The following is a 25328-nucleotide window of genomic DNA, read 5'->3' on the forward strand; positions in this document are numbered from 1 at the left end:
GCACCACGTTGCGGCGGCCGTGATCGAGTGGATCGTGACTCATGCGAGGTCTCCCGGAAGTCGGTGGACGTCCAGCGCCCAGGTGCCGGGCCCGGCCAGCGCGATGGCCAGCAGTACCGTTGTCCACATCACCGGGTACTCACTGCCACCGCGCATCCAGAACCATCCCCTGGGCAGGGCCAACAGGACGGTGAAGCCGATGAAAGCGGCCGCCGCAAGCGCGGCGATACGGGTCTGCCATCCCAGCAGCACGGCCAGCCCGGACAGCACCTGCAACAGGGCCAGCAACAGTGGCAAAGGTGCCACCGCTGGCAGCCCGAAGCCGCGCAGCTCGGTGGCGAAACCAGAGAGCCCCGGACCGCCGAACCAGCCGAACAGCTTGCCCAGCGCGTGCGGCAGCAGGAAGCCTCCAGCCGCCACGCGCAGCATCAGCAGGGCCAGGTCGAGGCCATGGCCAGCCAGCATGCTCAGTGCCCGCCTTCCTGCGCGCCGAACATGCGCTTGGCGTACTGGATGCCGATGCCATAGCCACCCGCGTGATCGCGCGCGATGCCGGTGGTCAGGTCATAGGTTTCCCCGCGTGCCCAGTCGCGCTGCAGTTCGAGCAGGTACTGCACGCTGGTCATCGGCACCGCGCCGGCCTGCACCATGCGGGTGATCGCACGCTCGTGCGCTTCTTCGCTGACATCACCACAGGCATCGGTGATCACATATACCTCGAAGCCCTGCGCCAGTGCCGACAGCGCCGGGCCGACGATGCAGACGCTGGTCCACAGGCCGGCCATCACCAGCCGGCGCTTGCCGATACGGTTGATCTCGTCGATCACCGGCTGGTCTTCCCAGGTATTCATCGAGGTGCGGTCGAACACCGTCTGGCCCGGGAAGATCTGCGGCAGTTCGGGGAACATCGGGCCGGAGAACGAGGCTTCCGCCACCGTGGTCAGCAGCACCGGCACGTGGAAGCCCTTGGCACCCTTGCTGATCAGCGACACGTTGTTGCGCAGCGCGGAGATGTCGATGGTGTGCGTGGCAAACGCCATCTGCGACTGGAAGTCGATCAGCACCAGGGCGTGGTCGGTCGGCGAAAGCAGCGCCGGGGCGGGAGTGGCGGTGGCAAGGCTCATGGATGGACTCCGTTGGAAACACGATCAAGGGGAAGCAACAGGGCGGCATCGCCGGCGACGTACTGGCCGGGGCTGCAGCCGGTCTCCGCGCGGAAGCTGCGGACGAAATGGCTCTGGTCGAAGAAGCCCAGCTGCTGGGCCAGGCAGGCCATCGGCAACTGCGCACCCGGCAGCAGCTGGCGCGCACGCTCGATGCGGCGGCGACGCACATAGCGCAACGGGCTGGCACCGGTACCGGTACGGAACAGGCGCACCAGATGGAAGCGGCTGACGCAGGCGGCCGCCGCCAGCTCGGTCACCCGCAGCGGCTGCGACAGGTGTTCATCGACATAGCGCAATGCACGCTGCAATGCTGCGACCTGCTGTGGTGCCAGCGACGCAGCGGGGAATTCCTGTGGAGTAACGGTGGCCATCGAGGTCGCCGCGAGGGGGTGGCCCATGGTGCGGGGCGCCTGCACGATGCCCTACCCCCGTCGGTCGAGGCCAGCACCTACCCGAATGGGGGAGGCCGGCGGCCGATCACGCGGCGACCGAACAGCCGTGCGTCCAGCGAATAGGCGCCCGGCCCCAGCACCAGCAGGGCCAGAGGCAGCAGCGCCAGTGGCCAAGGCCCGGGCAGCGTGGACAGACCCACGGCCGCCATCACTGCCGCCAGTGGTGTCAGCACACCAAGTGCGAGCATCGCTACGGCCAGCAGGTACAAGGCCGACCACCAGCCGCCTGGCATACCGGGCCCGCAAAGAGCGGCCGCAACGCACAGCCGCAGCCACAGCAGGCCGAGGCCCGGGCCACGGTCGGGAAACATCACGAACAGGCGCTGCATGACCGGGCTCCACGGGGCATGCCGGCGTGATATCGAAACGGACCGCGTGCCGCCTACCCCGTTCGGGTCACCCTGGCCTGCCCCGCACCTGCCAGAATGCGCACCATGCGTGGCCGCCCCTTTCCGTTCCTGCGTCGCCTACCGGCGCTGCTGACGTGCCTGCTGTTGATGACCGCCCTGCCCGCGCTCGCCGTGCAGCGTCCCGCCCTGAGCAGCGGACTGCCCGGCTACGAGCACACCGCATGGCGGGTCGGCCAGGGTGCGCCTGGCGATATATGGGACATTGCGCAGGACCGTGATGGACTGCTGTGGCTGGCGACCGGTTCTGGCCTGTACCGCTTCGACGGCCGCCGTTTTGAACGCCAGGCGCCACCACCGGGCAGCAGCTTCCCGTCCACCAACATGGTCACCCTGGCAGTCGGGCGCAATGACGCAATGTGGATCGGCTACTTCCAGGCCGGCATCAGCCAACTCGCACGCAGCCAACTGCACAACTACGGTCGGCAACAGGGCGTACCGGTCGGCGTGGTGCCGCACTTCAGCCAGGACCGCGAGGGCCGCCTCTGGGCAGCGATCAATGGTGGGCTGCGCTGGTTCGATGGCCGGCGCTGGCAACCCCCGCCGGCCTCCGCCGGGCTGCCGGAACACCGCGTGCAATGGGTGTTGCATGACAGCCGTGGCACGTTCTGGGTACTGGCGGATCTGAAGATATGGATGCGCGGACCCCACCAGGCGGCCTTCATTGATACCGGCATCGCCGTCTCGCAGATGGCAACACTGGTGGAAAACCCGCAGGGTGAGGTATGGCTGGCCGACCGCGTCCGTGGCGCCTCGCCACTGGCAAACGCACATGGTCTGCTGACCGGGCCCGAACGTGAGGCGAGGCGCCTGCCCGACCTGGTCGCTGCCCGCATGCAGTTCACCACCGACGGCGCGCTGTGGGCGACGATGAGCCCGCATGGAGGCGTCGCCCGGGTCACGTTCGACGGCACCCGAGCCGTGCGCATGGAGCGCTTCGATTCACCGCATGGCCTGACGGCCACCTCGGCGGTGCCGATCATCGCCGACCGCGAAGGCAACCTCTGGGTAGGTACCAATCTTGGCCTCAACCGCTTCCGCGCGCGCAGCGTGCACACCCTGGCGGTCGGCCCCAGTGATCCCTACCGCTCGCTGGTGCGCACCACTGACGGACGGGTGTACGGCTACGGTGAAGACCTCAAGCCCTACGACCTGCGGCGGTCCCTGCTGGAAGGCAGCGCCGCACAGCTGCAGGCCGCAGCGCGGCAGGCACCTGCGCCGATCTGGCAGTTCGATTGGGTCAATCTGGCGCGCACTGTCGAAGGCCGTACCACGCTGATTCCGCTGCCCGCGCCGTTCACCGGGCAGCCGCTGCACGCCCTGCTGTTTCCTGACGAGACGCAGGCCTGGGTATGCACGGGCGAACGCGGTGTGCTGCATTACCGGGACGAGCAATGGCAGCGGGCGAGTCGCCTGCCCGAGCAGGCCTGCTCCTCCCTGGCGCTGGACGCCCATGGCCAGCTGCTGCTCGGCTACGCCGATGGTCGCGTGCGCCGGATGGGCACCACGGCCATCGATGCCTTCGGCGCAGCGCAGGGCCTTTCGGTAGGGCCGGTGACCGCCCTGCTGCAGCATCAGGACCTGCTGTTGGTAGCCGGCGAAGCCGGACTCGCCGCACGCATCGGCGAGGGGCCCTTCGTTGCAGTGCGCACCGACATGGCCGGCGTCCTCGAAGGCATCACCGGCATGGTCGCCGATGCGGGCGGGCATCTGTGGCTCAATGGCAGCCGTGGCCTGGTGCGTCTTGAGAGCAGCCTGTTGCGCCGAGCAATGCAGGCAGGGCAGCAGGTGACGCCCCGCCTGTTCGATGCGGTGGATGGCATGCCCGGCATTGCCCTGCAGAGCGGGCCGATCGCCACCGCCACCCTGGCCGACGACGGTCTTCTGTGGCTGGCGACCAACCAGGGCCTGGCCTGGCTGGACACTAAGCGTTCGCACGTCAACACACTGGCACCCAGCGTTCGCATCGGCGACGTGCTGTATGGCAGCGAACAGCAACCACTGCGGGACGGCCTGCGCCTGCCGGCCGGCACCAGCCAGCTGCAGATCGACTACGTGGCGCTTTCACTGGCCCGCCCGGAGCGCAACCGCTATCGCTATCGACTCTCCGGCGTCGATGACGGCTGGCAGGACGCAGGCAGCAGCACCCGCGCCTATTACACCAACCTGGCGCCGGGAAGCTATCGCTTCGACGTGGAAGCCGCCAATGAGGACGGCATCTGGAGCACGGTCCCGGCCAGCCGCAGCTTCCGCATCGCGCCCACCTTCATCCAGACCGTGTGGTTCAAGCTGCTGTGCGTGGCCGCCGTGCTGGCGCTGCTCGTACTGGCCGTGCGCATCCGAAGTGGCCAGCTCGCCGCGCTGTTCCGCGCCCGCCTGCAGGAGCGAAATGGCGAACGTGAACGCATTGCGCGCGACCTGCACGACACCCTGCTGCAGGGCAGCCAGGGCCTGATCCTGCGCCTGCATGCAATCAGCCAGTCCGCGCAGACGCCAGAAGCAGTGCGCGGCCAGCTGGAGTCGGCGATGCAGCTGGCCGAGCGCAATCTGGCCGAGGGCCGCGAACGCGTCAACGCATTGCGCGACGGCCCTTTCGCCGGCCGCGACCTGGCTTCGGCACTGGCCGATGTGCACGCCGAGTACGCGGGGCATGGCACCAATCCTCTGCGCCTGACCGTTGAGGGCGCGACGCCACCACTACAGGCCGATGCCGCGGAGGAAGTGTTCCTGATTGGTCGCGAGGCCATCCGCAACGCGTTGCGCCACGCCAACGCCAGCGCCATCGAAGTGGAGCTGTCGTACGGCACGCGTTGCTTCCTGCTGCACGTGCGCGACGATGGCGTCGGCATCGCCGACGAGAACGCCGGCCATGGTCATTGGGGCCTGCAGGGCATGCGCGAACGCGCACAGCGCCTCGGTGCGGAACTGCAGCTGTGGACCCGCGCCGGGCTGGGGACCGAAGTCGCGCTGGCGGTTCCCGCCCGGCGCCTGTATCACCGCCGCCCATCGCGTTGGCGCTGGCCCTGGAGTAAAGCAAACCATGACTGAGTTCCCTGCCCCGATCGGCGTGCTGGTGGTCGACGACCACCCGTTGCTGCGTGACGGCCTGGCGGCGCTGCTGGGCGCCCATTCCGACCTGCGCCTGCTCGGCGAGGCCGCCGATGGCGAGGAAGCCATCGCACGCTACCAGCAGCTGCAGCCCGACGTGGTGCTGATGGACCTGCAGATGCCACGCCTGGATGGCGTCGAAGCGATCGTACGGATCCGCGCGATGGACCCACGTGCCCGCATCATTGTGCTGACCACCTACCGCGGCGATGTACGCGCGGTGCGGGCCCTGCAGGCGGGTGCCAGCGCGTACCTGCTGAAGGACATGCTGCGCCACGAACTGGTCGACACCATCCGCATGGTGGCCGGTGGCCGCCGTGCGCCGATTCCTCCAGCGGTGGCTGCCAGCATCGCCGCGCATGTGATCGAAGACCGCCTGTCACCGCGCGAGACCGAGGTACTGCGGCACGTGGCCGGTGGCCTGTCGAACAAGCGAATCGGCGAACGCATGCAGATTTCCGAGCAGACGGTGAAGGCCCACATGAAGAGCCTGATGGACAAGCTGGGCGTGGGTGATCGCACGCATGCGGTGACCCAGGCGCTGAGGCGCGGCATCATCAGCCTGGACGACAGCGGTCACGATTAGGGGGGTGTTCGGCAGGGCTGCGCCCTGCACCCACGGTAGTGCCGGCCGCTGGCCGGCAACCTCAACAGCAAAAGCAACAGCAAAAGCGTGGAGTCCGTGGGATGGCGGGGCGGTGTCGGAGTGCGGGGACGCTGCAAGTACGTCCCTGTAAGCTTGGCAGCCGCATCCATGCGGCTGACACCCCGCACTCCGACACCGCCCCACCTCTGACAGAACTCCACGGCTGTTGGTAGGTGTCGACCTTGGTCGACACTTCTGTCAGATATCGAAATCAATCTGGGGTCAGATCCGTTCCAACACACCGCAGGAAACTGTCGAAGGCGGGGTGGGTCCGGTTGCGGGGGCGTGAGCGCCATGGGCCCGAGGCATGCCTCGGGCGGGTTGGGCAGGACGCCCAACCCCGGTCTTGCCGTGTGCGCAGGACAGCGCACACGAGCAAGGCGCGACCGAGCCTCCATGGGTGAGGGCGCTTCGCTTGCGAAGCATTGCTTCGCAAGCGCCCGAACGCACAGCCGCCAGCGGTTGGGCCGGACAGGGGATTCACGGCGTCCCCCGCAACCGGACCCACCCCGCCTACCTACAGGAACCCCGCCGTTGCCGTTGCCGTTGCTGTTGCCGTTGCTGTTGCTGTTGCCTCCAGCAGGTGCAGGGCTGCAAGCCCTGCCGAACACCACCCCTACTTCAAACGCAGCAGCAGGCTGCCGCCCGCACATACCACCGCCAGCCAGGCCACGCCGTGCCACCCCCACTGCGCCAGCGCCAGGCTGCCCAGCGCACCACCGGCGGCCATGCCGATGAACATGCCGGTAAACAGCAGCGCATTGAGCCGGCTGCGTGCCGGCGGCACCAGGCCATAGACCAGCGTCTGGTGCGCCACCAGCGCCGACTGGAAGCCGAAGTCGAACAGCAGCGCACTCACCACCAGCAGCGGCAGCAGCGCGACGGCCGGCAGCCAGGACTCGGCCAGCAGCAGGCCGAAGCCCAGCAACGCCACCGCGATCGCCAGCCGCGCCACTGCATGGCAACCCAAGCGATCGGCGAATCGACCCGCAAATGGTGCGGCTAGTGCACCGGCCGCACCCGCAATACCGAACGCACCCGCCGCCGCACTGCCCAGGCCCAGACGAGCATGCAGCATCAGCGCCAGCGTCGACCAGAATGCACTGAAACCCACCGCCAGCAGCGACTGGCTGGCCACCGCACGGCGCAGCTGCGGCTGCTCGCGCCACAACGCCAGCAATGAGCCCAGCAACGCCGGATAGCGCAGCGTGCTGGTCGGTGCAAAACGCGGCAGCGCACGCGCCATCACCGCACCCATCGCCGTCACCGATACTGCAGCAAGCACAAACTGCGTGCGCCAGCCCAACGCTTCAGCCACCACACCACTGACCACGCGCGACAACAGGATGCCCAGCAACAAGCCGGTCATCACCCGGCCGACGATCTGCCCGCGCTGCGCATCCGGTGCCAGCACCGCAGCGGCCGGCACGATGTCCTGCGCCAGCGTGGCCATCAGCCCGACCAGCAGGCTGGCCATCAGCAGGCCCGGCAGGTGCCCGGCCATCGCTGCAGCACCCAATGCCAGTGCCAGCAATGCAGATTTCAACAGGATCAGGTTGCGGCGGTCGAACCGGTCACCCAGCGGCGCCAGCAGCAGGATGCCCAGTGCATAGCCAAGCTGGGTCAGGGTCGGTACCAGGCCAGCGGCGCGCTCACCCGCGCCGAGGTCCTGGGCGATCAGGCCCAGCATCGGCTGGCTGTAATAGAGCGAGGCGACCGAGAAGCCGGCGCCGGCCGCCATTGCCAGCACCAGCGGGGTGGAGGGTGCAGTCGCGGGTGCGGCGGCGACGGACAGCGAAGGGGTAGACATGGGGAGTCCGGTGGAAGAAGTGGGCGTATCCTGCCCGCATTCGCCCAACGTCTGTAGTAGGCTGAAATACATATCATTCATACGCCATACGCATGACCGACCTCACCGCTGGCGCCGATCGTCTGGATCTGCTGCGCACCTTCCTGCGCATCGTCGATGCCGGCAGCCTGTCTGCCGCAGCCGCGCAGCTGGGCACCACCCAGCCAACGGTCAGCCGACGCCTGCAGGCATTGGAGCGGCAGATCGGCCTGCGCCTGCTGCTGCGCTCCACCCATGGCCTGCAACTGACCGAAGATGGCCTGCGCTGCCAGCGCCATGCGCAACGCGTGGTCGACGAATGGGAGTCGCTGCAGGCCGAACTCCACGGCGAGCCGGAAACACTGCGCGGCCGTCTGCGGGTGATGGTGCCGCATGCCTTCGGCCAGGCGCAGCTGCTGCCGACCATGCTCGCATTCCTCGCCCGGCATCCGCAGCTGAGCCTGGAGTGGATCCTTGAAGATCGGCGTCCGGATTTCATTGCAGAAGGCATCGACTGCGCGGTGCGGGTGGGCCCGGTCGACGAACCGCGCATGGTCGCGCTGCCGCTGGCCGAAGTACCGCGCATCGTCGTGGCGGCGCCCTCGCTGGTGGACGTCACAGCGGTCGGTACGCCGGAACAGGCGCAGTCACTGCCGTGGATCTCGCTGGTCACCTACTACCGCGAACGACTGCTGCTGCATGACGCGCAGGGGCACGCGCATACCCTTTCGATCAGCCCGCGCCTGCTCAGCGACAACCTGTTCGTGGTGCAGCAGGCCGCATGTGCCGGGCTGGGAGCGGCCGTGGTCTCGGCCTGGCTGGTGGCCGACGACCTCGCACAAGGGCGGCTGGTGCAGCTGCTGCCGGACTGGCAGGCACCGCCACTGCCGGTACACGTGGTATTTCCCGCCGCGCGCCAGCAGCCGCCGCGGCTGCGCGCCTTCATCGATGCGATGAAGGCCGCACTACCGCAGCTGCACGGCATGCGGCCGGCGCCGCGCTAGGTCACCGGCCGCATCATCAATTGGCCTTCGCCGCCTCGGCATTCCACGCCGCGACCTTGGCCTTGGTGTCGGCCAGCATCCCGTCCAGCGCGGCGCGGTCATACACGTTGCCGCGCAGGATCACGCTGTCGATCTTCTCGGTGGCAGCGATGTCCTGCAGCGGGTTGGCGGTCAGCAGCACCAGATCGGCGGCCTTGCCCTGCGCGACACCACCGTAACGGTCCATCTGGCCGAACCAGGCCGGGCCGGAACGGGTTGCGGCCGACAGCGCCTGCGGTGCGCTCAGGCCCTCCTTCACGAACAGCTGCAGTTCCTGGTGCAGGGCGATGCCCGGGAAGTTGAACGAATTGAGGAAGCCTGCATCGGTGCCAGCGATGATCGTCACGCCGGCCGCCTGCAGCATCGGCAGCACGGCGGCCACCTGGTGGTACTGCGCGTGGCGCGCTTCGATCTGCGCCGGCGTCGCCTTCGCCGCGCGGTCCACGCGCCACTGGTAGGTCGCGCGCAGGCCCGGGCCGATGTAGGCCAGGTACGGGTCGTTGGCGTGGTCATCCTGGTCGAGGAAGTCGAGGATGCGGCCGCCGTTGAGGGTCGGGGTCACGAATACGCCACGCTTGGCGAAATCACGGTAGGCCCGCATTGCGGTGTCACGGTCGAAGCTGGCGTCGAGGCGGCGGTTGGCTTCGGCACGGTCGATGCGGCCAGCTCCGAAGTCGGCGGCAATCTGCGCCTCGTCCTTGCTGCCGGCCTTGAACGCGTAGTCCAGGTGCTCGATCGAGGCCAGGCCGGCATCGACCGCCTGCTCCACGGTCAGCGCCATCGGGATGTGGCCCGACGCCTTGAATCCGGCCTTGCGCGCGGCACTGGCCGAGTACAGGAACAGTTCCGGCTTCAGCGTGCTGTCGGTGATCTTCACGAAATCGACCTTGTCGTGCTGCAGGCGGGCGATTGCCTTGTCGGCGTCGGCCTCGCTGCCCACTTCGATCGTGCCCTTCCAGACCGGCTTGATGCCTTCGATCTTCGCGCCGGAACTCAGCAGGCGCGGGCCGAACAGGGTGCCCTTGGCGATCTCGCCACGCCACTGCAGCACCTGCTCGGGCAGATCGCCGGAACAGTCACGCACCGTGGTGATGCCATGCGCGATGTACAGCGGCAGCAGTGCCTTGTTCTCTTCGATCAGCGCGGGGCCACCACCGAAGTGCACGTGCATGTCCCACAGCCCCGGGATCAGGTATTTGCCCTTGGCATCGATCTGGCGGGTCGCGCTCCACTGGCTGCGCAGCTGCGCGTCCGGGCCGACAGCGACGATGTCGTCGCCGCGGATCACCACGCTCTGCCCGGACAGGGTGCTGGCGTGCTCGACATCGACCACGGTGGCATTGCGGATCAGCAGGTCGGCGCGCTCGGCAGCAGACGCCGACAGCGGTGCCACCGCAAGAAGGATGGCGAAGGACAACGGACGGGAACGGAACATGGACAGCATCCTGGTGGGCACGCCCAGCGTGCGGGTGGAAGGGGTTTGCATTCAGCGCACCGCGCCGTGCTGGCGCAGCAGGGTTTCAATTCCGGAATAGCCGCGCTGGCGCGCGTGCGCCAGCGGCGTCACGCCATCGCCGTCGGCCAGCTCCGGGTCGGCACCGGCCTCCAGCAGCAGCTGCACGATCTGCACGTGGCGCACGCCACCATCGCCGAGCAGGATCGCTTCCAGCAGCGCGGTCCAGTGCAGCCGGTTGACATGGTCCACCGCCACGCCGGCCCGCAGCAGCATGCGCACAGTGGCAACATGGCCGCGCTCGGCGGCGGGAATCAGCGCGGTGCCGTCATAGCGGTTGGTGCTGCGAAGATCGGCACCATGCGCCAGGGTCATCGCCAGGATCTCATCAAGGCCACGCGCGCCTGCGTACAGGTAGGCGCTGTCCTGCAACGCATCCTTGGCGTTGACGTCGGCACCGGCCTCGATCAGCTCGCGCGCGGCATCCACGTTGTTGCCATGCGTGGCCAGCAGCAGCGCGGTGCGGCCCTGTCCGTCGCGCGCCTCCAGCGTGGCGCCCTCCTCGATCGCCTGTCGCACCGCAGCAGCGTCACCGCGACTGGCAGCATCCCGCAGGCGGCCATCGACGTCGGCTTTGGACGTTGCGGTGCAGGCCGGGGTGACCATGGCCAGCAGGCACAACAGCAGCACGCGCGCGAACGGCGCAGGCCAGCCAGGGGAACGATGGACGCGCATGACAGTAACTCCTCATGTCCGTCGCCACGGAGCACCGGGCGACGGTAGCAACAGCCGGGCATTGCCGGCCCCTGCGCTGCATGGTAGAAGTCGACCCGGGTATCCAGAAGTGAAATGTTCAAATGCAAGACAGTGCCAAATCGAATAGAACTCTGTTCGAGCTGGACCTGCTTCGGGCGCTGGTGATGGTGGCCGACTGCGGCAGCTTCACCACGGCGGCCACGCGCCTGCATTCGACACAATCCACGGTCAGCCAGAAGGTGCGGCGGCTGGAGGAACTGGCCGGGCATCGCCTGCTCGAGCGCGGCCACCGCGATGTGCACCCCACCGACGCCGGCCACACCCTGCTCGGCTACGCGCGGCGCATGCTCGACCTGAACGAGGAAATGGCCCAGGCGCTGGCCGGCGCGACGGTGGAGACCGCCGTCCGCATCGGCGTGCCCGAGGATTTCGTCAACGCGCAGACCACGCGCATGCTGGCTGCCTTCAGCCGTCGCCACCCGCAGGTGAAGCTGGAGATCAGCAGCGGCCTCAGCCGCGACCTGGCGCAGGGCTTCGATCACGGCGAGCTGGACCTGGTGCTGGTCAAGCAGCGCCGCAACAGTCGCCAGGCGGTGCACTGCCGGCGCGAGCCGATGCACTGGATCGACAGCCTGCGCAGCAGTTGCCTGCGGCAGGACCCACTGCCGCTGGTCACGTTTCCGCCGCGCGGCCTGTACCGCGACGAGATGATCCACGCGGTGGAAGCGCTGGGCCTGCGCTGGCGCATCGCCTTCACCAGTTCGTCGCTCAGTGGCATCCAGGGCGCCGTGGCCGATGGCATCGGCATCAGCCTGCTGCCGCGCCGCGCGGTCAGCCGCGAGCACCGCATCATCGATGGCGAGCGTGAGCTGCCGGTGATCGACAACTACGAAATCGGCCTGCTGCACCGTGCCGATGCCGACGATGCCGTGCGCGCACTGGCCAGCGAGCTGTGGCGGCAGGTGCAACGCGAACCGGACTGACCACAGTAGATCCACGCCATGCGTGGATGAATTTCGCGCATCACGCATCGAAACATGGTCAATCCGGCCGCACGGCCGGCAACATCGCCTCGTAGAGTGCCTGATGTTTCCGTGCCCCACGGCGCCTTGCCATGTCCGACGAAATCCCTACCCGCTTCGATCCCCTACCCGCGGCCCTGCAGACGCATCTGCAGCACCAACGCTCGCTGATCGCCGCACGCGTGGCCGCCAGCTTCCCGACGTTGCCGGTGCAATGGCCGCTGGCGGCCACCACGCTGCAGCGCGTGGTCGATGCCGAGCTGATCGATCGTGACGACGGCGATGGCTGGGAAGCGCTGGGCGTGGCGTTCGGTGACACCCTGGCCCAGCGCGTGCCGGGTCTGGCCTGGATGCAGGTCACCGATGCCTGGGGCATCGATGCGGTGCTGCGCTATGCCGACAGCAGCCTGCAGATCGGTGCCAGCACACTGCTGCTCAAGCGCGTCGAACAGGGCGAAGTCATCGACATCGCCCATCTGCTGGCGTGGCTTGAGGAATTCGTCGCCACCCGCGCCGACGATTACGTCTGAAAGGCCGCCGAGCATGGCTCGGCACTACAGGGGATTGCGTGGCGTGGATCTACAGCCAGCGGCCGTCGACCACCACCCGGCGTTCCACGGGCACCGCAGCCACGGCAGCAGGGCCGTGGTCGGCACGTACCGCCACGAAAGTGGCTGGCTGGCCTTCGGCAATACCATGCTGCGGCAGGCCGATCGCCTGCGCGGCATGGGTGGTGACCATGTCCAGCGCCAGCATCAAGTCGGCATCGGTGTAGAAGCCGGACCGGTAGCCCAGCAACATCGCCCGCTGCAGCAGGTCGCCATTGCCATACGGCCACCAGCAGTCACGGATGTTGTCGTTGCCGGCGAACACGCGCACACCGGCATCATGCAGCGCGCGCAGCGGCGGGAACGGATGATCGCCCGGCGCGTTGCTCATGATCGCCACACCCGCCGTGGCCAATGCTTCGCCCACCTGCAGCGCGCGCGCCAGCGGCACGTCGCCCAGCGAATAGGCATGGCTGACCGCAACACGCCCCTGCAGGCCGGCAGCCCGTGTCCGCGCGGCGATGCGCAGCAGCTGGGCCAGGCCGGTTTCGCCCGGCTCGTGCAGATGGATGTCCAGCTGCACGCCGTAGTGCTCGGCCAGGCCGAACAGCAGCGCCAATTGGCCTTCGGCATCACCATCGAGCGTGGTCGGGTCGATGCCGCCGAGCACCTCCACGCCCGCGGCAAGCGCCTGCTCCAGCACCGCGGCGGTACCCGGACAGGACATCACCCCGGCCTGCGGGAACGCCACCTGCTGGATGCGCATGATGTCCGCACAGCGCAACGCCGCCTCGCGTACGGCTTCGAGATGGCCAAGCCCGGTGCTGGCGTCGATATCGACATGACAGCGCATCGCCACGGTACCGAAAGCACTGCACTGGCGGATCAGCGCCTCGGCACGGTCCACCATCGGTGCTGCACCCGCCACAGCCGCCTTCTCCACCGCCAGCCGCTCACGCAGGCTGTTCACCGGCTGGTGCGGGTGCCAACGGTCGCCGACAAAGCTCTTGTCGAGGTGGATGTGGCCGTCGACCAGCCCGGGCAGCACCGTGAAGCCCTGCAGGTCGACGTATTCCGCCCCGTCAGCCGGCGCGGCCTCGCCATTGAGGCCGCTGATGCGGCCATCACGGATATGAAAATGCAGCGGCGCACCGTGGCGGTCGACACCGCCATGGACGAACTGGAGGGTCATCGGGAACTCCCGGAATGCCAAGACTGCCGCCATCGTGCGCCCCGCCGCCACCATCGGCCAACGAAATATCTGGATGGCACACATTCACCAGAACGATGATCACCCTGCGACAACCGGTCGCAGCCACGCCGTGCACACCCCTGAACGGGTAACATGGGCGCCTGTTTCCGCAGTGATGCCGCATGGGCCCGTCCGACCGCCACGATCGTCTCCGCCGCTGGCAGGCCGCGTCCCTGCTTGCCGCCGCGCCGATTGCCAGCCTGTCCGCCACCGATGCCGGGGCCAGCACCCCGCCGCAGGCGCCACCGGGCCAGCAACGCATCGCCTCGGCCGCCCTGGTGGAAATGCTGCATCAGCGCGTGCTGGCCGGCCAGAGCGCCACCGCCACGCTCGAAACCTGGTGCGCCGAACATGGCCTGGCTGAGCAGGCCCGGGTCCGCGCCGTGCGCGTGCGCGGTACCGACAAACCGGCCCCGACCGAAGTGCTGCAGGCGCTGGCCGCAGAACCGGGCACGCCCCTGCGCTACCGCCGCGTGCAGTTGGCCTGTGGCAGCCGCGTGCTGTCAGAAGCCGATAACTGGTACCTGCCCGACCATCTCAGTCCGGCCATGAACCAGGTGCTCGATACCACCGATGAACCCTTCGGCCGGGTGGTCGGCCCGCTCGGCTTCAAGCGCCAGACGCTGGCCGATCAGACCTTCTGGCCGCCACGCGGTGAAGGCGACCAGGGCGTCATCCTGGAAGTTCGGGCCCTGCTTCGCGACCGCCAGCAGCAGCCTTTCAGCTACGTCATCGAGTCCTACCTGCAACAGGCGCTGCCCTAGCTGCATGTGTCACCGGTCAGGGCCCCACTGCGCGGTAATGCTGTTGGATGCCGGATCCACCGAGAATACGAAGCGCCCACCATGCTGGTCCCTGCCCCACGTCATCGGCGCAGTGGCCAGGCTGTAGACCGGGGCACCCTTGTCCATACCAATCGCCTCAGACCAGGCACTGAAATCCTCATCGGTACGGCTTCGTATCTCGCCGACACACAGGCTGTAGCCACAGGCGAAAGACACCAGCGTGCCGCCGCTGCCGATGAGCCGGGTCGCGGCCGCCCTGTAGAGCCGGGTCAGGTCCTGCACTTCCGGGTAGTGCCCCGCATCCCGTTCGAACTGGCTGACCGACTGCGCAAAGGCCCTGTCCGAGCCGAGGATCACCTCGCTCTTTTCTGCGGACAGTGCGCCTTCGGTCAACAGCATGCGCTCGCCCTCGAGGAAGTGACCCTCCGCATCCGCGGGCCCTTGCTCGGCCGTCGCACGCGTCGATGCCGTTGGCACGCGCGCTGATCCAGCATCGGTCACTGCGTTGGAAAGGGACGGCACGGGCGCGGCACTGGTCGCTTCCGCAGCCTCGTCCACGCTGGCCGCCTGCTCGCTGTCGCAACCGGCAATGGCCAGTACGGCAATCACACTCCACATCCTGCTGACATCCATGCGCATCCTCCTCCATGTATCGCCACAGCATGCCACGTGCGCGACGGCAGCACGGATGCGCTGCACAAAGAAAAGCCCGGCAATGCCGAGCCTTTCGTTCGCCTGCCGGATCAACGGAACCGGTAATCCAGCTGCACCCAGTACTGGCGGCCGTACGGGTCGTAATTGCCGACCGGGTAGAACGGCCAGCCGCCTCCGTTCCTGTCCGCCGGCGGGCGGCTGTCGCGCAGGTTGTTGACGATCACGCCCACCGACAGGTTCTCGCCGAACTGGCGGAACACGCTGGCGTTGTACGTCATGTACGGCGCGATGCGGCCACTGCCATCGGTCTTCGGCAGTGAGCCGAAGCGGTTGCCGTACAGCGTGGTGGTCCAGTCACCCTGGTTCCAGGTGATGCTGCCGTTGGCCTTGCTGCGCCACTGGTAGTCATCCAGCGAATTGCGGATGTCACGCTCCGGATCATCGGAGAACTGCCGGTATTTGTGCTCCAGCACCACCGTGTAGGCCAGGCGCGTGGTGAAGCGGCCATAACGGCCGGCATCGAAACGCCAGTTGCCCTTCAGGTCCAGGCCACGAACCGATTCGGAGGCGGCGTTGATCGGATTGATCAGCACACGGGTCACCTGGTCCGGCTGCACGGTTGCGTTGGACGGGTTGCGGATCACCCGCGACAGCGCGTCCTGGCACAGCGGTGAACCGATATCGCGCGCTTCGCCGCCCAGCGTGCGGCCCAGGCGGCAATCGGCCTCGTCACGCAGGATGCGGCTGGTATCGAGGCTGGTCACCTCGTTGTCGATGCGGATGTCGTAGTAGTCGGCACTGAAATCCAGGCCAGACAGCGGCGACCAGACCACGCCGAAGCCATAGGACTTGGCCGATTCCGGCTGCAGCTGCGCATTGGCGCGGTTGCTGTAGTCGATCGACAGGCCGTTGTAGTCACAGTTGTCGTACGACTGGCCTGCGGTGCGGCAGCGCCAGTAGTCGGTCATGCCCGGGTTGTAACCGCGCGTCTCCGTCGCGAACACATAGTTCATGTCCGGCGCCCGGAAACTGGTCGCCGCCGTACCACGGATCAGCAGGCTCTCGATCGGACGGAACTCGACGCCAACGCTCCAGGTCGCCTTGCCGATGTGCTCGCCACCCGCACGGTACTGGTCGTAACGGCCGGCCAGCGTGGTGGTCAGCGACTGCAGCAGCGGCAACTGCAGCTCCACACCTGCGGCGTAGCGGTCACGCTCGCCACCGGCGCCGACGCCTGCACTGGTGTTCCAGAACTCGCCGGTTCCCAGGCGCGGGTCCGGGCGGTTGCGGTAGCCCTGACTGCCGGCTTCGACCACCGCTGCCAATGCAGCGTCGCCACCGGGCAGCGCGAACAGGCGGCCGTTGACGCTGGCGCTGAAGGTCTGCAGCCATGCCGCATTGCGGCTTTCCTGGTAGTCGGACAGGCCCTCGTATTCGTTTGGGGTCAACGGTTTGAACAGGCGTGCCGGGTCCGGCGCATAGACCTCTACGCCATTGCGTACGCCCAGCTTCGGACCCAGCAGGTATTCGTTGATGCCGGCCAGCAGCACCGGGCGGCGGGTGCGGTTCTCGTAACGCGAGCGGCTGTAGACCGCCTCATAGTCCCAGCCACTGTCACCGATCTGACCACGTGCGCCGACGTTGAACGACCACGAGTTTTCCAGGAAGCGGTTGGCATTGCGCGGCAGGCCGCCGATTTCCTCCGGCGCGAAGCGGCGGTACCAGCTTTCCAGATTGCCGGTGGTCTGGTTGTAGAAGTAGTTGCGCGCCGAGGTCCAGGTCGGCGCACGCGTGTTGTTGTAGATGCGCGCGCTGCCCACGGCGACATCAGCGAACAGGTCGGTGGTCTCGTTGACGTGGAAGGTCAACAGACCGTAGCCGTTGAGGTTGCGCTTCTGGGTCTGCACGGTCCAGTAGCTGGCGGCGGCCTCGTTGCTGCCGCAGTACCAGCCCTGGCGCGGGTTGTTGGCGCGGAACACGCTGCCCCCATAGATCTCCGACGCTGCGTCGCAGCCGCTGACGCCCGGATCGATGTTGCGGCCGGTGGCAGCATTGCGGCGATAGGCGATCGCGGTCGCCTGCGGCGCCTTGCCGGCCGGGTCATCATCCAGCGAATCCATGAAGTCGCGCTGGCGCGCGTGGATCGCCTTGCGCACATCGAACTCGAAGCCGAACAGCGCATCCCAACGCTCGCCGGAACTGCCACCGACCACCTGCGCGCGCTGGTTGTCACCACCGCCCTGCTGGGTGCCACCGGCGCGCACGTTCACGTCCACACCCTCAAAGCGGTCCTTGAGAATGATGTTGACCACACCGGCGATGGCATCGGAGCCGTACACCGCCGACGCACCGGCCGCCAGCACCTCGATGCGCTCGATCAGCGCACTGGGGATGTTGGCCAGGTTGACCACGTTCACCGAGCCCTCGTAGGCCAGCGGATAGTCGGCCTGGCGGCGGCCGTTGACCAGCACCAGCGTGCGGTTCGGGCCCAGCCCGCGCAGGTTGATGGTGTTGGCAGCCGGGGTGAAGGTATTGCCGAAGTCCTCGCCCTGCACGTTGCCGGTGTTCTCGGTCAGCGCGCTCAGCGCATCGAAGGCATTGCGGTAGCCCTGTGCATCGATCTGCTCCCGGCTGATCACCGTCACCGGCGAGGGCCCCTCCACACTGGCGCGCGGAATACGCGAGCCGGTGACCTTCACTTCCTGCAATGTGGTGGGTGCGCTTTCCTGCGCGAAGGCCGGCAGTGAGACCAGCATCAGGGACGACAGTGCGAGCACCAGCGGACGCGGGCGCAGCGCCTTGTGGGAGGCGGACATGGGCTTCCTGGGGAGTTTGGCGGGTGGTGGTACGGGACAGCGGCCTGTGCGGCACATAACGATCCCGTAACGAAAGTGTCCTGAATGGGGGGGTTCAACGGAAATGACCAGGCCTGATGGCCTTATGCCTGAACCGAATCAGACCCGCAGTGCCATTCGCCACACTTTTGCAATGTTTTGAATGGTGTGGCGCTGCGGGCACGGCCATCGTGCCGGGGATGATGACCCCGTATCCCACCTCCCTCCTTCCCCCGTTGCGCCCGGTACTGCGCCGTCACCTGCTGCAGCTGCAGGCCGCACCGGTCACCCTGCGCCCCTTCCAGCGTACCGACCTGCCGCGCTGGCGCCTGTTCGATGACCGCCGCCGGCGCGGCCGCCGTCACCCCGGCGACATCGACGAGGAGGCACGCTTTCTCGCCCACATGCATCGCTCGCGTCTGGAGCAGGACAACGACCAGCTGCTGCTGGGGGTGTTCGACGACGAACACGGCACTGTGCTGGATCAGCTGCACATCCGCCTGCAGTCGCTGCATGCGCGCAGCGCCGAGTTGCTGTCGCTGCAACACTGGCACCCGCATACCGACGCGGCGCTGCGGGCGCTGTGCCCGTTCCTGTTCGAGGATGTCGGCCTGCATCGCCTGTTCGTGATGCTGCCACCGGACTGCAATGACCCGTTCGCCACTGCGCTGCACGCCTTCGGCTTCGAGCAGGAAGGCCTGCTGCGCGACCATCATCTGGACCTGGAGGGCTGGCAGGATCGCCAGCTGCTGGCGCTGACCGCACCGGTCTGGCGAAGCCGCCAGCAGCCCCAGGGTTAGCGGACCCGCTCCAGCGACGCGCCTGCGCCGGTCAACACCGAGCAGGCGTGGTCCTGCAGCTCTTCAGCGCTGGCCTCGTTGCCGGTGCCGGCGTCCACACGGGTCGCCAGCAGAATGAAGCCCGGGCCGCCCTGCACCTCGTCCCGGCCGGCCACGACCAGGCTCCACTGGCCCACGTCGTCCACGCCAGCGAGGTCATAGGCCAACAGATTGAGCGGATTGGCGGTCAGTTCCGCGCCCGGCAGCAGGCGGGCCTGGTACTGATGGCCGCGCAGCAGCACCGGCAACGGTGCCCAGCGGCTGCCGAGGGCGGCAGCATGCGTGTCCAGCGCCTGCAGCACGTCGGCACGCAGGCAATCCACATGGATATGCAGCTGGTGCTGTGACCGGCCGTGCGGCGAGTTCAAGGCCAGGCTGGCGACGTTGCGCGGCAGCGGTTGCCGCAAGGCCTGTTCGGTGTGGCTGCGCGCCTGCCAGGCTGCAGCGAAGTAATTCGGTGCACCACGCTGGTACAGGCGGCGGTTCTCGATACCGCTGACCTTGTCCAGCGGCATCAGCAGGAACTGGTAGTCGCCGTGCGCGTCCTTGACCAGCACATCACGGCGATCCGCGGCCGTCTCCACGCGCAGGCAGTCGCCGCGTGGACCTTCGGCGCCCTGGCAGTCACGTTCGATCAATCGCCATAACGCGTCGGAATGGGCCGGCGGCGGCGGCGCGCTGGCACAGGCGGACAACAGCAACAGGGACGGCAGCAGGAAGGGGCGCAAGGACACGGAAACGACTCACGGAGCAGGCACGGCAGACAGCGCCGCGCTGCATTCTAGCCAGTGCGAAGCTGCAATCAGTAGGTGCCGAACGGCACTTCAACCACGATCGGTGCCTCGCCCTCACCCGCCTGCAGGCTGTAGCGATCCAGCGCGCCGTCGTCATCGGCGTGCGGCTGACGCTGGAAATGCAGCGGATAGCGAATGTTCCCCAGGCGGACGGCGCTGCCGTCGGTCTCCAGCGCGGCACCTTCGGGAATCAGCAGCCCGCCCAGGTCGCTGTAGGCGCCAGGCACGTCGGCGAAGCTGTAGTGGGCCAGCTCGTCCACCCGTTGCATCGCATAGACGTGCGGCACATAGGGACGTGCCGGGCTGCGGCCATTGCTCAGGTCGGTCACCCAGGCCTGCGGCAGGTGGTACTGCTCGCGCAGCGCGGCCACGCCCAGCGAGGGGCTGGCCACCTGCAGGCAGCACACCGCGCGCTTGCCCTCACGATCGAGGATGGCGAAACGGTCACCGCGGGTGGCCGCCTGCGGCAGCATGGCAAACGCCAGATTGCGCTGCGCAGGCGCGTAGCCCGCTTCAGTCTGCAGGTTGCGCCAGGCGCCGAATACCGGGGATTCGACCGGCACGGGTTCCGGATCGGCAGCGCAGGCGGCAAACGCCACGCCCAGCAACGACAACGCCAGCGCCGTCATCGTCTTGTCCTTGCCGCGGAAACTGCCTGCCGTCATACCCTATCCAACACCTGCGCCGGAAAGGCCCGGCCTGCCCACTGGCGTACTGCCAGCCATTCCTCCCACTATGCAATGACCACGCTGTGCCGGCAATGACCGGGGCGCTGACGCCTTTCGCACGCTCGGTGCTATCGTTCCCGCCATCTTTCCCTGCGCAGGAGCGCTCGCATGTCCGCATTCCGTCTGTCCCTGTTGCTGCCGGCCTCTGCCCTGCTGCTGTCGGCCTGCGTCAGCACCCCTGGCCCGGAAGTCAAAGGCAGCGGCCGTTGTGACGCCAGCCAGCTGGGCTGGGCGATCGGCCAGCCGGCCAATGAGCCCAACATCCGCCGCCTGTCCCGCGAGAGTGGTGCCGGCCTGGTCAACCCGATCGGCCCCAGCACCATCACCACCAAGGACATCCGCCAGGACCGCCTGCGCGTGTTCGTGGACAAGGACAACGTCATCACCGCCACCCGCTGCGAGTAAGCGCCGCCTCAGTTTTTGTAGAGCCGAGCCCACGCTCGGCTGCTCTGCGGCCGGGCCACGCGAGAACCCGAGTCGAGCATGGCTCAACTCTACACTTCAGGGTTCGGTATAGCCGGCGCAGTCCGGCAGCGCCTGGTCCGGGTGGAACATGCCCTCGCGGAAGTGGAACAACCGCGTATAGGTGCGCGCCGGATCCTGCTCGGTGCGCAGGTCTTTCTTCTTCAGCGGCCCCTTGGCCAGCGAATCCTCGAAGCGCGAAACACCGGCCGGGAACCGGGTCGCCACGGTCTGGTAGCGCAGCACGGGCATGCCCTGCCCTGCTGGATCCAGCGCCAGCTTCGCCGAGAAGCCGTATTCGTCGTGGCAGGCACCCGCGCGCTGTTTCACGTCCTGCTCGCTGAAACAGGCGCGGATCATCGCATTGCCCAGCCATGGCACGGTCAGCACGTCGTCGTCCACCTGGATGTCGTCCTGCAGGTGGCGTACGCGTGCCAGCTGCAGCGTGGACGCGTCAGCACCTCCACCGGAGTACATGGCGCTGAACGTGACGATGCCACCCACCAGCACATTCTGGCGGGTGCGCTGCTGCGGGTCGGTCACTGTTTCATCGCTGCCCACGCCCGGGGCCAGGCGCACGATCCACGGCCACAGCGACAGCTCGCTTTCCTGCGACACGTCGATGCTGACGTGGTAGGTGTGAGGCTTGCCCTGGCCCGGCCCCTTCTCAAGCACTTCCAGCACGGTCGGCCGGTCACCCTCCTCGGCGACCGGCTGCACGCGCACGCACCAGTTGCCGTCCCGCGTGCAGTCATAAAGCCCCGACGGCCCAGTCTCACTCGCGATCAGTACCTGTCCCAGCGGCTCTATCACGTTGCCGGCGGCATCGCGCTGCTGCGGCAGGATCGAGCCCTGGGCCAGCACCAGCACCGGGGGAGCCAGTAGTGCAACGCACACGATCGTGCGGACAACGATGGTGGGCATGGAGGAGATTCCTGCTCGTGGAATCCAGATGGTAGCGCAGGAGTAACAGGACGATCGCGACCTGTCAGAACGGCGCTCCCAACTACGCCCCGCCAGCAGTCCGGAGAATGGCCGGAGGAGCGAAGCCGTCATCAGTTGGCGACTCGAAATTCTCACCATCCCAGCTTGCTTGACTGATCCACTCCACAGCCTTTTCAGCGAACTCAGCGAAAGTCGGAGCGAGAAGGTACTTGGTGTCTTCATCCGCACCAAAGGCAATCACCTGTCCTTCAGCACCGCCAATGTCGGGATCGAAATCCAATCCCATGTGATTGCCGCCACCATCGTGAGTCAGCGGTATCCAACGCGCATTGGTGTACATCGGCTTCACCACCCCCGCGGGACTCGACTTCATGAACTCCGCGCACTCCTCGTTCATGCCGTCGGCCTCGATCTCACGCCAACCGTGCCACTGCCGCCTGATCTCCACGGACGAGAGCATCTGACTGCCGAACAGAAGCCCAACCCCATCCTGCCCATCGTGAATCATCAGCAGCTGCCTTAGCAGATCTGGCAAAGCGACTCCAAGCTGAGCCTCCAGTTCAACCAACTCGCTTTCGGAGGCTCCCGGCCGCAACTGCACTTCATCCAGACAACTCTTCTCATGAAGCGACGCTTTGATGGACGCCCATATCTGATCTGCACTCTGCATTGGTTCTGTATCCGTCTCGGCCAAGACCTCAGCCTAGTGCCAACCCGATCAGTGCGGAATGCAAGAAATCCGAATTTTCGGAGAGTACGCCGCTAGTGCCCACTACAGTCGCAGCTCCCCCAGCCCTTGGCTTTCGACGTCTGGCCGATGCCGGGATTGAACGTATTGCTCGGGTCCAGCTGCTTGTAGAACCCGGCCAGCGCCGGCTTGGCCGGATACAGGTGGCCGACATTGTGCTCGGCCGGGTACTCGGCACCCCGCTGGTCCAGCAATGCCCACATCGCATGCTCGATCGCCATCGGGTCTTCGCCTTTGCGGGCGATGTAGTCCTGGTGGAACACGTGGCACAGGAAGTGCCCGTAATACAGCTTGTGCAGCAGGCGGCCGTCGATATCCGCCGGTAGCTGTTCGAACCAGTCGGCGTCGTCACGTCGCAGCGCGATGTCCAGCGCGACGATGTCCTGCACCTGGTCACGATGCACTTCACGGTAGCGCACTGCGGCACCGGCCACGGCAAAGCGATGCAGGAACGCCTTGCGCCCCTCCTCCGCCGTGCAGTGGAAATAGCCGCCTTCGTGGCCAGCGAAGAAATCGCGCAGCCAGGCTTCGGTTTGCGCTGCGTCCTGCGCGGACACCTTCAGCAGCAGGTGATGCTCATAGCGCTGGCGGAACTCACCCATGCGCTTGGGCAGGTGCGAGGGCAGCAGGCCCGTCAGCACCTGCATCACACGGTCGGTCACGCCGCGCAGGCCCAACCGCTCGAACCAGCCATCGACACGGCTCTTCAACGCGAACGCCGCGGGCACACGGGAGGTGCCGAGGCGATCGATCAGCAGGAAGCTGTCCTTGCCGTAGCGCTCGCCGATGTCATAGGCATCGCGGTGAATGTACTCGCCCGCGATCGGCAGGCGCTCGAAGCCGGTCAGCAGCTGGCGACGGATCGCGGTGAGGCTGTCGGTGCGATTGCTGCCGATATAGAAGACCTCGGCAGCCTCTTTTTCGAAGGTGTCCAGGCGCACCGCGAACACCGCCAGCTTGCCGGCCGAACCGGCCGCTTCGAAGTGGCGGCTGGGGTCGGCGTTGAAACGCGCCGGCGTATCGGCATCGACCTTGCGCACTTCCTCGGCATAGCGGGGATCGGAGGCCGCGCGGCCGTTGCCATCGCCAACATCCGCCGCGCTGTAGTCGCCCACCTGCAGGCGCTGCAGGATCTGCTCGGGCGTATCACCCAGCGCGATGCCCAGATGGTTGACCAGTTGCAGCTGGCCATCCGCATCGACCTGCGCATACAGCGCCAGCTCGGTATAGGCCGGGCCACGGCGCACCAGCGCGCCGCCGGAGTTGTTGCAGATGCCGCCCAGCACCGACGCACCGATGCAGGACGAGCCGATCACCGAATGTGGTTCGCGGCCGAGCGGTGCCAGCGTCTGCTCCAGCCGGTCCAGCGTGGCGCCGGGCAGGCACAGCACCTGGCGGCCTTCGTTCAACAGCTGGATACCGGTCAGGCGCAGCGTGCTGACCAGCACGATCGGCCGCCCGTAGTCGTTGCCATCCGGGGTCGAGCCACCGGTCAGGCCGGTATTGGCCGCCTGCAGGATGATCGCCGCCCCACCCTGCACCGCTGCCTGCAGCACGCGCCACAGTTCCAGCAGCGTACCCGGGCGCACTACGGCCAGCACCGGGCCGTCGCCGAAACGATAGCCACGGCGGAAGCGGCGCGTGGCCTTGTCGCCGGTCAGTACATGGCGGTTGCCGACCGCGTCGCGCAACTGCGCCAGCACGGCATCGTGGCCACTCACGGCAGGCTGACCAGCGAATCGCGGCCGATGTCGGCGATGCGGCGCGCGCCGGTCAGTGTCATCGCCACGCGCATTTCCTTGGCGATCAGGTCCAGCAGGTTGGCCACGCCGGCCTCGCCCTGGGCGGCGAGCGCATAGACGAAGGCACGGCCCAGCAGCACGGTGTCGGCGCCCAATGCCAGCATGCGCACCACGTCCAGGCCGGTGCGGATGCCCGAATCGGCGAGGATCTTCAGATCACCCTGCACGGCATCGGCAATCGCCGGCAGTGCGCGCGCGGTGGACAGCACGCCGTCCAGCTGGCGGCCACCGTGGTTGGAGACCACGATGCCATCGGCACCGAACTTCACCGCGTCACGCGCATCATCCGGGTCGAGGATGCCCTTGATCACCATCGGCCCCTTCCAGAACTCGCGGATCCATTCCAGGTCCTTCCATGAAATGGACGGATCGAAGTTGCTGCCCAGCCAGCCGATGTAGTCCTCCAGCCCGGTCGGGTTGCCACGGTAGGTGGAGATGTTGCCCAGATCATGCGGGCGGCCGAACAGGCCCACGTCCCACGCCCAGTGCGGATGGGTGATGGCCTGGCCGATACGGCGCAGCGAGGCATTCGGGCCGCTCATGCCGGAGTGCGCATCGCGGTAGCGCGCGCCCGGCACCGGCATGTCCACGGTGAACACCAGCGTGGTCACGCCCGCGGCCTGCGCCCGCTCCAGCGCGTTGCGCATGAAGCCACGGTCGCGAAGCACATACAGCTGGAACCACATCGGCCGCTGGATGGCCGGTGCCACTTCCTCGATCGGGCACACCGATACGGTGGACAGGGTGAACGGGATGCCGCGGCTGTCGGCCGCGCGCGCTGCCTGTACTTCACCGCGCCGGGCATACATGCCGGTCAGCCCAACCGGCGCCAGCGCCACCGGCATTGCCAGCTTTTCGCCGAACAGCTCGGTTTCCAGGCTCAGGTCGGACATGTTGCGCAGGATGCGCTGGCGCAGCGCGATGTCGGACAGGTCGGAAACGTTGCGCTTCAGCGTGTGCTCGGCATACGCGCCGCCATCGATGTAGTGGAACAGGAACGGCGGCAGCCGGCGTTGCGCTGCGGCACGGTAATCGGTGGAGGCGGAGATGATCATG

Annotated in this window: 24 protein-coding genes; 8 read left to right on the forward strand and 16 right to left on the reverse strand. The window is 67.3% G+C overall.

Annotated features, from left to right (window positions below):
- Nucleotides 1–39: 39 nt before the first annotated feature.
- Genes AC5P6E_RS07120 through AC5P6E_RS07135 form a run of 4 tightly spaced genes read right to left on the reverse strand, consistent with a single transcriptional unit; the run spans nucleotide 40 to nucleotide 1947 of the window.
- Nucleotides 40–465 (reverse strand): DoxX family membrane protein, encoded by a 426-nt coding sequence (locus AC5P6E_RS07120; RefSeq protein WP_019337879.1) that lies wholly within the window; start codon nucleotides 463–465, stop codon nucleotides 40–42.
- A gap of 2 nt (nucleotides 466–467) precedes the next feature.
- Entirely contained in the window at nucleotides 468–1124 is a 657-nt protein-coding gene (locus AC5P6E_RS07125; RefSeq protein WP_010485105.1) for a hydrolase, read from the reverse strand.
- Nucleotides 1121–1564 carry a helix-turn-helix transcriptional regulator gene (locus tag AC5P6E_RS07130; protein ID WP_019337880.1) on the reverse strand — a complete coding sequence of 148 codons (444 nt, stop codon included), beginning with the start codon at nucleotides 1562–1564 and terminating at the stop codon, nucleotides 1121–1123. Before AC5P6E_RS07130 ends, AC5P6E_RS07125 begins: the two co-directional genes overlap by 4 nt.
- Nucleotides 1565–1614: 50 nt before the next feature.
- Nucleotides 1615–1947 (reverse strand): hypothetical protein, encoded by a 333-nt coding sequence (locus AC5P6E_RS07135; RefSeq protein ID WP_019337881.1) that lies wholly within the window; start codon nucleotides 1945–1947, stop codon nucleotides 1615–1617.
- A 96-nt stretch (nucleotides 1948–2043) separates the two neighbouring features.
- On the opposite strand from AC5P6E_RS07135, the gene AC5P6E_RS07140 reads away from it, so the two are divergent.
- Nucleotides 2044–5073 carry a sensor histidine kinase gene (locus tag AC5P6E_RS07140; protein WP_329835619.1) on the forward strand — a complete coding sequence of 1010 codons (3030 nt, stop codon included), beginning with the start codon at nucleotides 2044–2046 and terminating at the stop codon, nucleotides 5071–5073.
- A complete protein-coding gene (locus AC5P6E_RS07145; RefSeq protein WP_019337883.1) occupies nucleotides 5066–5719 on the forward strand; it encodes a response regulator in 654 nt (217 codons plus the stop codon). The genes AC5P6E_RS07140 and AC5P6E_RS07145 overlap by 8 nt, the downstream gene beginning before the upstream one ends.
- Before the next feature lie 676 nt (nucleotides 5720–6395).
- On the opposite strand, the gene AC5P6E_RS07150 is transcribed toward AC5P6E_RS07145, so the two are convergent.
- The gene (locus tag AC5P6E_RS07150; RefSeq protein WP_329835048.1) at nucleotides 6396–7589 is read right to left on the reverse strand and encodes an MFS transporter; all 1194 of its coding nucleotides are present in this window, start codon (nucleotides 7587–7589) and stop codon (nucleotides 6396–6398) included.
- Between the two features lie 92 nt (nucleotides 7590–7681).
- On the opposite strand from AC5P6E_RS07150, the gene AC5P6E_RS07155 reads away from it, so the two are divergent.
- Complete coding sequence (locus AC5P6E_RS07155) at nucleotides 7682–8611, forward strand: LysR family transcriptional regulator (RefSeq protein WP_329835050.1); 930 nt, start codon at nucleotides 7682–7684, stop codon at nucleotides 8609–8611.
- Between the two features lie 16 nt (nucleotides 8612–8627).
- Here the strand turns inward: AC5P6E_RS07155 and AC5P6E_RS07160 are convergent, their stop codons facing one another.
- Both AC5P6E_RS07160 and AC5P6E_RS07165 read right to left on the reverse strand, forming a co-directional pair.
- Nucleotides 8628–10085, reverse strand: a complete 1458-nt coding sequence (locus AC5P6E_RS07160) for an amidohydrolase family protein (RefSeq protein WP_329835051.1) — start codon at nucleotides 10083–10085, stop codon at nucleotides 8628–8630.
- Nucleotides 10086–10136: 51 nt separating this feature from the next.
- Nucleotides 10137–10838 (reverse strand): ankyrin repeat domain-containing protein, encoded by a 702-nt coding sequence (locus AC5P6E_RS07165; RefSeq protein WP_329835053.1) that lies wholly within the window; start codon nucleotides 10836–10838, stop codon nucleotides 10137–10139.
- Between the two features lie 122 nt (nucleotides 10839–10960).
- Here AC5P6E_RS07165 and AC5P6E_RS07170 point away from each other — a divergent pair, with 122 nt between their 5' ends.
- Complete coding sequence (locus AC5P6E_RS07170) at nucleotides 10961–11842, forward strand: LysR substrate-binding domain-containing protein (protein WP_312717855.1); 882 nt, start codon at nucleotides 10961–10963, stop codon at nucleotides 11840–11842.
- A 131-nt stretch (nucleotides 11843–11973) separates the two neighbouring features.
- On the forward strand, nucleotides 11974–12411 hold the full coding sequence (locus tag AC5P6E_RS07175) for a DUF3806 domain-containing protein (RefSeq protein ID WP_317614444.1): 438 nt from the start codon (nucleotides 11974–11976) through the stop codon (nucleotides 12409–12411).
- 49 nt (nucleotides 12412–12460) lie between these two features.
- Here the strand turns inward: AC5P6E_RS07175 and AC5P6E_RS07180 are convergent, their stop codons facing one another.
- Nucleotides 12461–13621, reverse strand: coding sequence for an amidohydrolase family protein (locus AC5P6E_RS07180; protein WP_329835057.1), 1161 nt, complete (start codon nucleotides 13619–13621; stop codon nucleotides 12461–12463).
- A 182-nt stretch (nucleotides 13622–13803) separates the two neighbouring features.
- Here AC5P6E_RS07180 and AC5P6E_RS07185 point away from each other — a divergent pair, with 182 nt between their 5' ends.
- Entirely contained in the window at nucleotides 13804–14445 is a 642-nt protein-coding gene (locus tag AC5P6E_RS07185; protein ID WP_024957556.1) for a hypothetical protein, read from the forward strand.
- A gap of 9 nt (nucleotides 14446–14454) precedes the next feature.
- Here the strand turns inward: AC5P6E_RS07185 and AC5P6E_RS07190 are convergent, their stop codons facing one another.
- On the reverse strand, nucleotides 14455–15099 hold the full coding sequence (locus tag AC5P6E_RS07190) for a hypothetical protein (protein ID WP_495230810.1): 645 nt from the start codon (nucleotides 15097–15099) through the stop codon (nucleotides 14455–14457).
- Nucleotides 15100–15209: 110 nt separating this feature from the next.
- Nucleotides 15210–17936, reverse strand: a complete 2727-nt coding sequence (locus tag AC5P6E_RS07195) for a TonB-dependent receptor plug domain-containing protein (RefSeq protein WP_057504427.1) — start codon at nucleotides 17934–17936, stop codon at nucleotides 15210–15212.
- Nucleotides 17937–18154: 218 nt separating this feature from the next.
- Between AC5P6E_RS07195 and AC5P6E_RS07200 the strand changes: the two genes are divergently transcribed.
- On the forward strand, nucleotides 18155–18754 hold the full coding sequence (locus tag AC5P6E_RS07200) for a GNAT family N-acetyltransferase (protein WP_019337893.1): 600 nt from the start codon (nucleotides 18155–18157) through the stop codon (nucleotides 18752–18754).
- Here the strand turns inward: AC5P6E_RS07200 and AC5P6E_RS07205 are convergent.
- Both AC5P6E_RS07205 and AC5P6E_RS07210 read right to left on the reverse strand, forming a co-directional pair.
- Nucleotides 18751–19527, reverse strand: a complete 777-nt coding sequence (locus tag AC5P6E_RS07205; RefSeq protein ID WP_043401988.1) for a CDP-diacylglycerol diphosphatase — start codon at nucleotides 19525–19527, stop codon at nucleotides 18751–18753. The genes AC5P6E_RS07200 and AC5P6E_RS07205 overlap by 4 nt on opposite strands.
- Nucleotides 19528–19595: 68 nt before the next feature.
- Complete coding sequence (locus AC5P6E_RS07210) at nucleotides 19596–20252, reverse strand: decarboxylase (protein ID WP_329835061.1); 657 nt, start codon at nucleotides 20250–20252, stop codon at nucleotides 19596–19598.
- A 171-nt stretch (nucleotides 20253–20423) separates the two neighbouring features.
- Here AC5P6E_RS07210 and AC5P6E_RS07215 point away from each other — a divergent pair, with 171 nt between their 5' ends.
- A complete protein-coding gene (locus AC5P6E_RS07215; RefSeq protein ID WP_010485066.1) occupies nucleotides 20424–20720 on the forward strand; it encodes an I78 family peptidase inhibitor in 297 nt (98 codons plus the stop codon).
- Nucleotides 20721–20816: 96 nt separating this feature from the next.
- Here the strand turns inward: AC5P6E_RS07215 and AC5P6E_RS07220 are convergent, their stop codons facing one another.
- From AC5P6E_RS07220 to lldD, 4 genes are all read right to left on the reverse strand, one after another.
- Nucleotides 20817–21701: a hypothetical protein gene (locus AC5P6E_RS07220; RefSeq protein WP_191863783.1), complete on the reverse strand. Its 885-nt coding sequence runs from the start codon at nucleotides 21699–21701 to the stop codon at nucleotides 20817–20819.
- 82 nt (nucleotides 21702–21783) lie between these two features.
- Complete coding sequence (locus AC5P6E_RS07225; RefSeq protein WP_049452740.1) at nucleotides 21784–22392, reverse strand: SMI1/KNR4 family protein; 609 nt, start codon at nucleotides 22390–22392, stop codon at nucleotides 21784–21786.
- Nucleotides 22393–22484: 92 nt separating this feature from the next.
- Entirely contained in the window at nucleotides 22485–24191 is a 1707-nt protein-coding gene (gene dld, locus AC5P6E_RS07230; protein WP_029550801.1) for a D-lactate dehydrogenase, read from the reverse strand.
- Nucleotides 24188–25327, reverse strand: coding sequence for an FMN-dependent L-lactate dehydrogenase LldD (lldD, locus tag AC5P6E_RS07235; protein ID WP_010485059.1), 1140 nt, complete (start codon nucleotides 25325–25327; stop codon nucleotides 24188–24190). The genes dld and lldD overlap by 4 nt, the downstream gene beginning before the upstream one ends.
- Nucleotide 25328: the final 1 nt, after the last annotated feature.

The organism is Stenotrophomonas sp. YJH_SMC_16 (assembly GCF_059367875.1).